Annotated in this window: 13 protein-coding genes; 8 read left to right on the forward strand and 5 right to left on the reverse strand. The window is 33.4% G+C overall.

All coding sequences use genetic code 11. From position 1 onward, the window contains the following. Positions 1-117 precede the first annotated feature (117 nt). Both glmM and WBY99_RS10655 read right to left on the reverse strand, forming a co-directional pair. A complete protein-coding gene (glmM, locus tag WBY99_RS10650) occupies positions 118-1,500 on the reverse strand; it encodes a phosphoglucosamine mutase (RefSeq protein ID WP_423976312.1) in 1,383 nt (460 codons plus the stop codon). A 241-nt stretch (positions 1,501-1,741) separates the two neighbouring features. Further along, positions 1,742-1,906, reverse strand: coding sequence for a hypothetical protein (locus WBY99_RS10655; RefSeq protein WP_423976313.1), 165 nt, complete (start codon positions 1,904-1,906; stop codon positions 1,742-1,744). A gap of 312 nt (positions 1,907-2,218) precedes the next feature. Between WBY99_RS10655 and WBY99_RS10660 the strand changes: the two genes are divergently transcribed. The 6 genes from WBY99_RS10660 (at position 2,219) to WBY99_RS10685 (ending at position 8,878) form a co-directional block, all read left to right on the forward strand. Continuing rightward, positions 2,219-2,410, forward strand: a complete 192-nt coding sequence (locus tag WBY99_RS10660) for an energy transducer TonB (protein ID WP_423976314.1) — start codon at positions 2,219-2,221, stop codon at positions 2,408-2,410. Between the two features lie 138 nt (positions 2,411-2,548). Next, on the forward strand, positions 2,549-3,982 hold the full coding sequence (gene miaB, locus WBY99_RS10665) for a tRNA (N6-isopentenyl adenosine(37)-C2)-methylthiotransferase MiaB (protein ID WP_423976315.1): 1,434 nt from the start codon (positions 2,549-2,551) through the stop codon (positions 3,980-3,982). Positions 3,983-4,345: 363 nt separating this feature from the next. Continuing rightward, on the forward strand, positions 4,346-5,479 hold the full coding sequence (locus tag WBY99_RS10670) for a PDDEXK nuclease domain-containing protein (protein ID WP_423976316.1): 1,134 nt from the start codon (positions 4,346-4,348) through the stop codon (positions 5,477-5,479). 3 nt (positions 5,480-5,482) lie between these two features. Further along, complete coding sequence (locus WBY99_RS10675) at positions 5,483-6,763, forward strand: sigma-54 interaction domain-containing protein (RefSeq protein ID WP_423976317.1); 1,281 nt, start codon at positions 5,483-5,485, stop codon at positions 6,761-6,763. Next, entirely contained in the window at positions 6,760-7,314 is a 555-nt protein-coding gene (locus WBY99_RS10680) for an LptE family protein (RefSeq protein WP_423976318.1), read from the forward strand. Before WBY99_RS10675 ends, WBY99_RS10680 begins: the two co-directional genes overlap by 4 nt. 1 nt (position 7,315) lies before the next feature. After that, a complete protein-coding gene (locus WBY99_RS10685) occupies positions 7,316-8,878 on the forward strand; it encodes a hypothetical protein (RefSeq protein ID WP_423976319.1) in 1,563 nt (520 codons plus the stop codon). Between the two features lie 78 nt (positions 8,879-8,956). On the opposite strand, the gene rnpA is transcribed toward WBY99_RS10685, so the two are convergent. From rnpA to WBY99_RS10700, 3 genes are read right to left on the reverse strand one after another with little or no spacing between them, the layout of a single operon-like run. Then, the gene (gene rnpA, locus WBY99_RS10690; RefSeq protein ID WP_423976320.1) at positions 8,957-9,337 is read right to left on the reverse strand and encodes a ribonuclease P protein component; all 381 of its coding nucleotides are present in this window, start codon (positions 9,335-9,337) and stop codon (positions 8,957-8,959) included. Continuing rightward, complete coding sequence (locus WBY99_RS10695) at positions 9,330-10,058, reverse strand: tRNA threonylcarbamoyladenosine dehydratase (protein ID WP_423976321.1); 729 nt, start codon at positions 10,056-10,058, stop codon at positions 9,330-9,332. The genes rnpA and WBY99_RS10695 overlap by 8 nt, the downstream gene beginning before the upstream one ends. Position 10,059: 1 nt before the next feature. Then, positions 10,060-10,689 (reverse strand): TatD family hydrolase, encoded by a 630-nt coding sequence (locus tag WBY99_RS10700; RefSeq protein WP_423976322.1) that lies wholly within the window; start codon positions 10,687-10,689, stop codon positions 10,060-10,062. Positions 10,690-10,782: 93 nt separating this feature from the next. On the opposite strand from WBY99_RS10700, the gene WBY99_RS10705 reads away from it, so the two are divergent. Both WBY99_RS10705 and WBY99_RS10710 read left to right on the forward strand, forming a co-directional pair. After that, positions 10,783-11,409 (forward strand): TetR/AcrR family transcriptional regulator, encoded by a 627-nt coding sequence (locus WBY99_RS10705; protein ID WP_423976323.1) that lies wholly within the window; start codon positions 10,783-10,785, stop codon positions 11,407-11,409. 109 nt (positions 11,410-11,518) lie between these two features. Next, positions 11,519-12,369 (forward strand): outer membrane protein assembly factor BamD (locus WBY99_RS10710; RefSeq protein WP_423976324.1); only part of this gene is annotated, 851 nt, incomplete at its 3' end.

A 12,369-nucleotide genomic window follows, 5' to 3' on the forward strand; every position in this document is an offset into this window, starting at 1 on the left:
CAACAAAACCCACTTCAATTGCTCTGAGAATGGTCTTTATTTTAGACCGTTTTTTTTATTTTTTGGATTAATGGTGATTGTCATTTCTAAAATTTTATTAAAAAAATAAAATTTAAATTAAATCAAACTTTTTATTTTTACAATCATTTGATCTCCTAATTCATCCGCTTCTTCTTGTGAAAAAGCTTCGGTATAAATCCTAATAATCGGTTCTGTATTCGATTTTCTCAAATGTACCCAATTATTTTCAAAATCTATTTTTACTCCATCAATGGTGGAAATATCTTCTGTTTGATACTCTTTTTCCATTTTAGTTAAAAGTGCATCAACATCAATTTCAGGTGTTAATTCAATTTTCTTTTTACCCATAAAATAACTTGGATAAGTTGCTCTAAGTTCAGAAACCGTCTTGTTTTCTTTCGCCAAATGCGTCAAAAATAACGCCACACCTACCAAAGAATCTCTCCCAAAATGCAAATCCGGATAAATAATTCCTCCGTTTCCTTCACCACCGATTACTGCATTTTTTTCTTTCATTAAAGTGACTACATTCACTTCGCCGACGGCACTTGCAAAATATTCTGAATTGTGATTTAAAGCAACATCTCTCAACGCACGGCTTGAACTTAAATTAGAAACCGCTGCTCCTTTTTTATTTTTCAACAAATAATCGGCTACGGCAACCAAAGTATATTCTTCGCCGAAAAGCTCACCGTTTTCATCAACCAAAGCCAAACGATCAACGTCGGGATCAACAACAATTCCCAAATCTGCTTTTTCTTTTTTCACGAGTTCGCAAATCTCGCCCAAATGTTCTTTCAATGGTTCGGGATTGTGCGGAAACTGTCCGTTTGGTTCGCAATATAATTTCACGACTTCGCAACCTAAATCTTCTAAAAGCTGAGGAATTGCGATTCCACCCGTAGAATTCACGGCATCTACAACGATTTTGAATTTCTTTGACTTAATGGCTTCTGCATCGACCATTGGCAAATCGAGAATCTGTTGAATATGAATATCAAAAGCGTCGTCCCGCGTTTCGTATTTTCCTAAATCATCAACTTCGGCATAGTCGAAATCTTGACTTTCTGCTAAAGCTAAAACTTCTGCGCCATTTTCTCCGGTAATGAATTCGCCTTTTTCGTTCAATAATTTCAAAGCGTTCCATTGTTTCGGGTTGTGAGAAGCGGTAAGAATAATTCCGCCATCCGCATTGAGTTTCGGAACCATTATTTCAACGGTCGGAGTTGTAGAAAGTCCCAAATCAACAACATGAATCCCCAAACCTTGCAAAGTTGCGGTGACCAAAGAATTCACCATCGCACCAGAAATTCTCGCATCACGACCGATCACTAAAGTTAAATCTTTTTTATTTTTATTTTTCTGAAGCCAGGTTCCGAAAGCGGAAGTGAATTTCACCACATCAAGCGGCGTCAAATTTTCATCAACTTTACCACCGATGGTTCCTCGGATTCCTGAGATACTTTTTATTAAAGGCATAAATTAAAATTATTTAATTCTTATAAAACCATTTTGTTGACGTCAACGAAATGGTTGTTCATTTAATCATTTTCCCGATGTCGGGAAAATGACATTTAAAACTTTTGCAAAAATACGAAGATTTCATTACAAAACTTACAAAAGAAACAATCGAAAATCAAAGTTAAGTATTTACTTACAATATGATTACCTACAAAAAACCGCTCGGAAGCTGCTGTGATTTTATATTAAAAAATCTCAACTAAAGATTTCCAAATATCTCATCTGTAGAAAAACTCAATTCAGGAAAGGTTCTCGAAGGAATAATTTCGCATTCTGTTGCGGGTTTTAGTCCAATATAAATTCCGTTTTGTAAAACGAAAACTTGAATATTTTTATCGGCAGGATGCACAATCCAATATAACAACTTCCCTTCTGATCAATAAATTATATGGGCGGAGAAGAAAATTTTTGTAAAGATTTTCATGAAATTCTAATCAATAAAAGCTTGTGTCGACAAAAATTTTTATAGAGTCCTAATTCTTATAAATGTTGATTATTCGGCGAAGTTAATTGAACCTGAAAACCCTAATTCTTCAGAAAACAAATGTGCAAAAAAAATTACTTCTTTAGTAGTTTCAAACATGGAAAATGGTTATCTGCAAAAATAAACGGTGAAAATAAAGAAACAGTAGCTGTTTCCTATATTTATTAAAAAAATAAAAAAATTACAATTACTGTGTCATTTGTTATAAATAAAGAAGGAAATATTGAAGGGGTATCACTTGACAAAAGCTCAGGTTTAAAGCAATACGATGAAATGCTTATTCATGCTGTAAACTCCGTAAAAAAGAAATGTAAACCTGCAAAACATCATGGAATGTCTGTGAATTACAGATTCAAAATATCTATTTCTTTCGATGATTATTAGATAGCTTCTTCATGATAATCCCCTGCCATTCTGTCACAAAAATTCTTATCTTTGCACTCTAAATAATTCAAAATTTAAAGTTTAAAATTCAATAGTAAAAACCTTGAATTTTAAGCCTTGATTCTTAAATCAAATGTTGTGCAAGAAAAATATATAGACGAGACCAAACAAGGCGAAGCTTTTGCCATTGCCGAAAAACCAGATAATTCTAAAAAATTATTCTTAGAAAGTTATGGTTGCCAAATGAACTTTTCCGATTCTGAAATTGTGGCTTCTATTCTTAATGAGCAAGGTTATAATACCACTTTGAAAGTGGAAGAAGCTGATTTAATTTTGTTAAATACCTGTTCCATTCGTGAAAAAGCGGAGCAAACCGTGAGAATGCGTTTGGCTCAATTCAAAAATTTAAAAAAGGAAAAACCAAATCTTACCGTTGGCGTTCTCGGTTGTATGGCAGAACGTTTGAAAGCCAAATTTCTGGAAGAAGAACAGTTGGTCGATTTGGTTGTTGGTCCCGATGCTTACAGAGATTTACCGAATTTATTAAAAGAAACCGAAGACGGAAGAGATGCCATCAACGTTATTCTTTCCAAAGAAGAAACGTATGCCGACATCAATCCGGTTCGTTTGGGTGGAAACGGCGTTACAGCTTTCGTTACGATTACCCGTGGTTGTGATAATATGTGTACTTTTTGCGTCGTGCCATTTACGCGCGGAAGAGAAAGAAGTCGCGATCCGCATTCGATTATCGAAGAATGCAAAGGTTTGTGGGAAAACGGTTACAAAGAAATTACTTTGCTCGGTCAAAACGTAGATTCTTACCTTTGGTACGGCGGCGGACCGAAAAAAGATTTCAAAAACGCCACAGAAATGCAGAAACTCACGGCAATTAATTTTTCTCAACTTTTAGATATGGTTGCGATTGCAGTTCCGAAAATGCGAATCAGATTTTCTACTTCCAATCCGCACGAAATGACGGAAGAGGTTTTCAAAATGATTGCAAAACACGACAATATTTGCAATTACGTTCACCTTCCTGTTCAAAGTGGAAGCGACAGAATTTTGCAATTAATGAACCGTCAACACACGCGACAAGAATATTTAGATTTAATAAAAAAAGGAAAAGAAATTGTTCCCGACATTTCATTTTCACAAGATATGATTATTGGTTTTTGTAGCGAAACCGAAGAAGATCATCAACTTACTTTATCTTTAATGAAGGAAGTTGAGTACGATTACGGCTATATGTTTTCCTATTCCGAAAGACCGGGAACGCCGGCTCACAAAAAGATGGAAGACGATATTCCTGCTGATGTAAAACAGCGAAGATTGGCGGAAGTTATTGCTTTGCAAGGCGAACTTTCCCGAAAAAGAATGCAAGGTTACGTCGGAAGAACCCACGAAGTTTTAATTGAAGGAACTTCCCGAAAAAACGAAAACCAATGGAAAGGAAGAAATTCTCAAAATGCAGTTTGTGTTTTCGATAAATTAGAAGGTCAGAAATTAGGCGACATTGTGACTGTTTTTGTTCACGGAAATACGCAGGGAACGCTTTTGGGGGAAACGGTTTAGATTTATTCGTTTCAAGTTTTTTTAATGATGAAAAAAATTAAAATCAATAAAGCGGTATTAATTTACTTTTCTATAAGCTGGCTTTTAGGAATCTTTACTTATTTTTTTAGCTTTTACAATGAAGATCGTTTTATGATATTCTGGTTTTTTGCTATTGCATTTAATGCTGTAATCAATCTGGTAGCTTTAATTTTTTTATTGATTTTAACTTTAGTTTTTATAGAAAATCGAAGAGAATTTGTTACATCAAGTCTTCTATTGCTTTTCAATTTCCCTTTTATAGCAAGTTTTATAGTATTAGTAAATTCGTTATTTGAATAAAAAATCATTTTAAAGGAAGTAAGTTCCAATAAACTTAAAAAAATGCACAACCTTCAAAACATACAACTCATCAATAATATTTCGGCACTTTTAGAAAGTGCCCGAAAAAGTGTTGCGGTTGCGGTAAATCAAGCGATGGTTCTTACCTATTTTGAAATTGGTAGAATGATTGTGGAAGAAGAGCAAAACGGACAAGAAAGAGCAGAATATGGCAAAACTTTACTGAAAGATTTGTCGATTGGTTTAACCGAAAAATTTGGAAAAGGTTTTTCTGCTTCAAATTTACAACAGATGAAGCAATTTTATTCATCATACTCAATTTCACAGACAGTGTCTGTGAAATTACAAAACACTGATAATCAACAAAATGAAATTTCGCAGACAGTGTCTACGAAATCTGAAACCAACTTAAATCCACTTTCATTATTGCTTCAAAAAGTGGATAGTGAACAGAATAAAATTTTACAAAACTTCAATCTTTCGTGGTCGCATTATCTTAAATTAATGAGAATCAAAGACTTGAACGAAAGAAAATTCTACGAAATTGAATCTTTTAAAAACAATTGGAGTTTACGAGAATTGCAACGTCAATACGATTCTGCATTATATACAAGATTGTCTTTAAGCAAAAATAAAGAAGAAATTTTGCAGCTTTCCGAAAAAGGACAAATTATAGAACAGCCAAAAGATTTAATAAAAGATCCTTATATTTTAGAATTTCTGGGACTTCCCGAAAAAAATCAATATTCCGAAAGTGATTTGGAGCAAAAACTCATCGATAAATTAGAACATTTCCTTTTGGAATTGGGGAAAGGTTTCACTTTTGTTTCTCGACAAGAGCGCATTACTTTTGATGAAAAACATTTCAAAATAGATTTGGTTTTTTATAACAGAATTCTGAAATGTTTCGTTTTAATTGATTTGAAAATTGGCGAATTGAGGCATAAAGACATTGGACAAATGCAAATGTATGTCAACTATTTTGACCGAGAAAAACGCTTCGAAGATGAGAACAAAACCATCGGAATTATTCTTTGTCAGGACAAAAGTAAAGCTTTGGTAGAATACACTTTGCCCGAAAATAACGACCAAATTTTCGCAAGTAAATACATGACCATTCTTCCATCAAAAGAAGAACTGAAAAATCTATTGGAATTCAATAACGACAACAACTAAAAAATGACAGACTTACAATCCATAAAAACCCGCTTCGGAATCATCGGAAATTATCCAGTGCTTAATCGTGCATTGGAAAAATCTATTCAAGTTGCACCAACCGATATTTCGGCATTGGTAATGGGAGAATCTGGTGTTGGAAAAGAGTTTATTCCGAAAATTATTCATGCGGAATCTCGCAGAAAACATCAACCTTATATCGTTGTAAACTGCGGCGCAATTCCTGAAGGAACAATTGATTCCGAACTTTTTGGTCATGAAAAAGGCGCTTTTACGGGCGCAACTTCCACCAGAAAAGGCTATTTTGAAGTCGCAGATGGCGGAACAATTTTTCTAGATGAAGTGGGCGAATTGCCCTTACAAACGCAAGTTCGATTGTTGAGAGTTCTGGAAAGTGGTGAATTTATGAAAGTAGGTTCTTCGCAAATTCAGAAAACCAATGTGAGAATTGTTGCCGCTACCAACGTGAATATGTTGAATGCAATTAATGACGGAAGATTTCGAGAAGATCTATATTATCGTTTGAACACCGTACAAATTGACATGCCTACTTTGCGAGAAAGAAAAGGAGATATTCATTTGCTATTCCGTAAATTTGCGATAGATTTTGCGGAAAAATACAGAATGCCCGAATTGGTTCTTACGAATGATGCAATCAGTTATTTAGAAAACTTTCCTTTCCCTGGAAATGTGCGCCAATTAAGAAATTTGGTAGAACAAATGACTGTAGTTGAGCAAGAACGAACAGTAAATTCGACAAAATTAGGAGAGTACATTCCGATGCAGTCGCAACTTCCGGCAGTGATACAGAAAGGTGGTGGGATTTCTTCGAATGATTTTAATTCAGAAAGAGAAATTATGTACAAGATCCTTTTCGACATGAGAAACGACTTGAACGATTTAAAATCCTTAACTTCGGAATTGATAAAAAATCGTGAAAACAGTGATTTTAGCCATCAGGAAAAAAACCTCATCAACAGGGTTTTTACTCCAGAAACACAAGTTCAGAATTCAAATTCACTCTTGTATTTTGAAAATAATAATGCCAATCAATTTAAAAATCCTACGATAATTTCTGAAGGAAACGAAGATTACGGTGATGTTGAAGATATTGAAATGGAAGAAGCCAAACCTGATTCTCTTTCGCTTCAAAACAATGAAAGAGAACTGATTGTGAAAGCTTTAGAAAAACATAAAGGCAGAAGAAATAAAGCCGCCGATGAATTGGGAATTTCGCAGCGAACATTGTACAGAAAAATTAAACAATATAATTTAGAAGAATGATAAAAAAAAGTAGGAAGTCGGAAGTTGGAAATCAGAAGAGATTAGTTGTCTTTTTTCTTGTTTCTATTCTTTTTATTCTCGAAAGTTGTTACAGTTTCACCGGTTCTTCCTTAAGTCCGGAAACAAAAACGATTCAGATTAGAGAATTTCCGAATAATTCTGCTTTGATGAATCCGAATTTATCGCAACAATTTTCTACGGATATTCAAAACAGATTTTTGCAAAGATCAGGCTTAAAAGGAACAACAGAAAAACCCGATATTTTAATTGAAGGTGAGATCACCAATTATTCGATTACGCCAACAACGATTTCTTCCTCAGTGAACGCTCCTGGAGGAAATATTCAAGCAGCACAAAACAAGCTAACCATCACTGTAAAAGTGCATTATGAGAACAGCGTAGAACCTGAAAAAAGTTTCGATAAAACCTATTCTGACGAAGCAGCTTTCAGCAGCGATTTAGATATCAACGCCATTGAAACGTCACAAGTGAAAGTGGTGAACGAGAGAATCATCAATAAAATTTTTAATGATATTGTAGCCAACTGGTAAAATGAACGGAAGAATTTTAGAATTAGCCAAAAATCCAGACCAATTTCAGATCAAAGATTTGGAATTGCTGAACAGTGAGATTAACAAACATCCTTATATTCAGAGTTTGCGAGCATTGCATCTTTTAGGGACGCATCGATTAATGCCAGAAAATTATTCAAATGAACTTTCAATAACTGCGGCCTATACCACGGATAAAAAAATTCTTTATCAGTTGATTAATTCTGTTGATGAGGCAAAATCTTCAATTGAAATTGTTCCTGAAACTGTTGTAGAAAGTGAAGTTGCCCAAGAAGAAACGCATTGTAAGTTCACCCAAACTCTATCTAAAAATATTGAATTACCAAAACCAGTTTTTGTAAACGGTGAATTAAATAGAATTTTATTCGAAGGTGAAGAAGATTTTCTGGAAAAAGAAATTGAAACTATTGATTTAGAATCTACCATTGAATCAGGAAAAATTGTTACTCAGAAATTAAGTTCAGAAAATCTTCAAACTGAAGTTCCTGTTATTTCTAAAGTGGAAGATGCTGAAACTTTTAGTAAAGAAAAGCTTGTTGAAGAAGAAATTATTAGCACCGAAAAAACGACGATTGAAGACGAAAGCGAATTGAGTTTTCACGCTTTAGCAGAATTTTTACCAGAAGTAAAAATAACATCACCCTTAATAAAAGAGGAAATTAAAGAAATTGAAAAACCCGTTTTGAATAAACATGAAACGGAAATGCAAAAATTGATTGCAGAAGTTGAAGCAAAAATGAAAGCTTCAAAAAAGCTAAAAACAGTTGAAGTAGAAGAAACCATCATCAATTCTGATGTTAATTTTTCTGAAACTCAAGAGTTTGAACTTTCAAAACCAAAAGAAAAGGAAGTTGCTATTAATGAGCAAGTTGAAATTGAAACTCCGGAAATCTCTAAAATTCAAACTGAAGAAAAAGAAACAATTGTTGAAACAAATAGTTCTTGGAAGCCGATGTCTTTTTCAGCGAATACTCCAGATGCTTTAATTTCTACAAAAACCGAAGAAGTTAACATTCCAAAAATCATTAATGAAACTCATCAAGAAAAAGACCAACTAAAACAAGATAATCTTTCGGAGGAAAGACCAATTTTCAATGTTTCTTTTTTCAGCGAAAATCTTTCTGCTTTAAAAAACAAAGAAGTTTTAAAAGAGGAAAAATCAACTGAAACCATTGAGGACAGTAATGTCCCTCAGTTTATTAATACTTGGCAAAGCTGGCTTAAAATAGACCGAACCAAAGAAGAATCGAAAGAAAAAATCGAAATTTCAATTACCGAAATCAAAAATAAAGTCATCGAAGACTTTATTGAAAAAGAACCGAAAATCTCGAAATTAAAAGAAGAATCGGATTTCGTAATAAAAGAAAGGAATGATGATATTTCGCATTTGATGACTGAAACTTTGGCCAACATTTATACTGAACAAAAATTGTACGCAAAAGCAATTAAAGCATTTGGAATTCTATCTGAAAAATATCCTGATAAAAAAACTTATTTTGATGATAAGATAAAGCAAATCAAAGAATTACGGCAGAATAAATAAAAGCAAGCCCACTCGATTGTCGTGGATTCGCTTTTATTCTTGTTTTCTAAATTTACAAACATTTGTGCATCCTCCCGTTTACCTCACTGATTCACAAAGCTTTAAAAAATTTTCTTCGACAATCTTAAAATGAGATGGTTTTTCCGTAGAAATCCAGAAAACCATTGACAATGAGTTTGTTCCAAATTTTTCAACGAATAACTCCTTATTCAATCGGTAACATTCCCGCAATAATCTTTTGATTCTGTTTCGGTCGTGGGCTTTTTTAAAGTGCCTTTTGGAAACAGAAACACCAACTTTCTGATTGTTAAAAGAGAAATCTTCCTGCGGCTTTTTCTCTAAATCAAGCGTGATGATTCTTAAGTTTTCACAGGTTTTCCATTTGCCTTTTTCGAAAAGCAAACCGATTTCTTTTTTATGTTTCAGCTTTTCCTCTCTCGGAAGTTTGAAATCAGTCATTTTTTTTTATTAAATAATTAATCACTTCCGAAGCCGCATAAAGCCCGAAAATAGCAGGAATATAACTGATGGTTCCATAGAAAGATCTTTTAAAATTCGTTCCATCTGTCATCTTTAAACTTTTCTCATCTTGAATTTCAGTGGAAAAAACACACCTGATTCCTTTATCAATATTTTCTTTTTTTAATCGTTTTCGAACTTGCTTGGCGAGATGGCAACTTTGGGTTTTGTGAATGTCGCGAACCAAAACTTTCGAAGGATCCATTTTCCCGCCAGCACCCATACAACTTACGATTTTCACTTTCCTTTTGCGAGCATTTAGAATTAAAGTAACTTTCGGTGACACACTATCGATACAATCTAAAACATAGTCATAGCGTTGATTATCAAAGATAACTTCCATATCCTCAGGATTCAAAAACTGATTGAGTTGTGTGAGTTTTAAATTGGGATTAATATCTAGAAGTCGCTCGCCAACTACCTCAACTTTTGGTTTTCCGAGAGTTGAAGTTAAGGCTGGAAGCTGGCGATTAATATTGGTAAGATCTACAGTATCACCATCTACGATGGTCATTTTTCCTACGCCGGCTCTCGCCAAAAACTCCGCTGCAAATGAACCCACTCCTCCCAAACCAATCACTAACAGATTGGCTTTTTGCAGTTTATCTAAACCGTTTTCTTTAATTAGCAATTCTGTTCTTTCGAGCCAGTCTTTTTTCATTTTAAAAAGGAAATATTAATTTTTTTAGATTTTCGTTGATTTGTAAAATGAGATTTTCCATTTCAATATTTTTCAGGTTTGCAACCTTTTGATAAATTAATTGAATGTCAATATCAGAATCATCGGTTTCGAGAAAAAGTTTTGTCAATGGGAAACCTTTTACAAATTCCTGCAAATTTACATTTTGCAAAACAGATTTTCCAAAACTTAAATAAAAATCGTGCTTTTGTAAATCCAAACCAATGGTGTTTTTTTTGTTAAACCCGTGAACAATCATCGGAACCTTCGCTTTCTTTTTAAAATAAATCAGTTGAGAAAACCTTCTGACACAATGAATAATTAAAGGTTTTTGTCGTTTGTTGGCTAATTCAATTTGTCTCTCAAATAACGCTTCTTGTAGGGTATCATCAATGTTAATCAATCCATCTAAACCACATTCACCAATTGCCAAACAATTCTTATGTTTCGAGATTTCTTTTAACCAAACAAACTGTTCTTCAGTAAATTCCAAACTTAAATTAGGATGAATGCCTGCAGAGAAAAAGCCATTTGGTGGAGATTGACCAACACGCAAATTATAAATCCCTGCGTTCTTTTTTAAACAATGATGATGGAAATCAAAATAAGTCATCCTCAAAAATAACTAAAAAGTGAGATCCTAAGGTTAAAAATTCTTTTAAAATATATTTAATTTTCTTTAACTTTACTAAAAACTAAAACATCAATGAAAAAAAAATTTACTGAAAAACAAATTCATATTTTAAATGTTGCCGAAAAACTAATCGCAAAAAAAGGATTTGAAGGAACATCAGTCCGAGATATTTCCAGTGAAGCTAAAATAAATGTTGCGATGATTTCTTACTATTTTGGTTCCAAAGAAAAAATGATGTCGTATCTCTATCGCTACCGAGTGCAAAAAACCAGAGAAAGTTTTGCAGAATTCGCAGAAATAATCAGAGAGGGAAAACCCGAGATGCAAATGAAAGAATTGATAAAATATGTGGTGAATCAATTATTTAAATTCAATTATTTTCATGGTTTTGTTACCCAGGAACTTCGTCACACCGAACATTTAAAAGAAGATTTATTAGAATTCTATACGACTTTCACTTCCAAAATTGATGATGTTATAAAAAAAGGTGTCGCATCTGGCGTATTTGCCAATGCTCCAAAACCGGAAGATATTTTAACACTAATCGTAGGTTCTTCTCTATTTGTTATTAGAAATAAAAAGTTTTACCAATTATACGTTTCAGGCAAAGAAGAAAATTACTTCGATGAATCGGAGAAAAAAGTGATGGCAAGTCTTTTAGTGACTGTTTTTTCACTTTTAGGGTATCATCCTGATTAAATTATTAGTTAAATTATCATAAAAAAAAATCTATTGATAAAAAAGTTATATTTTTGCACCCTGAACCGCAGAAATTACATTTAAAAATAAGTTCTGCTATATTATATTTATGAAAAAGTATTTAATTATTACACTTGCATTCTTTGCATTATCTGCCTGCAACAGGCAACAGGATTTAGCATTGAAAAGTGCAGATAAAGATTATATCTTAAAGGTAGCCAACGAAAAATTTGAAAAGAAAAAGTGGAAAGACGCTTTGGCTTTATACGAAAGGCTTTCAAACCTAGTAGCAGGAACCGATGACGCACCAAATGTCGTGTATAACTCTGCATACGCTAATTATTATGACAAGAATTACAAATTAGCTGGTCACCAATTCAAAAATTTTTCGGTTACATTCCCACAAGACAAACGTGCAGAAGATGCTGCGTACATGTCGGCGCTTTGTTATTATGAAGGAAGCATGGATTATAACTTAGACCAAACGAGTACAGATTTAGCCATTAATGAACTGCAAAATTTTCTTAATAATTACCCTGAATCTAATCGTGCAAAAAACATCGATCAATTAATTGATGAATTGACTTATAAATTAGAATTTAAGGCTTATGAAAATGCAAAGCAATATTACAAAATGGCAGATTATAAAGCTGCGAGTACTGCTTTTGAAAATGTATTAGATGATTTCCCAAGTACGAAACTTCGTTCTAAAATATACGATTACATGTTGAAATCTAAATATGAATTAGCTGTTAACTCCATTTATAGTTTAAAGAAAGACCGTATTGAAAGTGCTTTGTCATTTACAAAACAAATCGAAAGAGATGCTCCTGGAACCGACAATGCAAAGACTGCCGTAGATCTTCGAAATAAGTTATCGAAAGAGAAAGAAACTTTTGCTGAACTTGAGAAAAAAGTAGAAGCTCGAAATAAAGAACTGAAAGACAAACAGCAAGAAGC

It is taken from the genome of Kaistella sp., from assembly GCF_049588135.1.
Lineage (GTDB): Bacteria > Bacteroidota > Bacteroidia > Flavobacteriales > Weeksellaceae > Kaistella.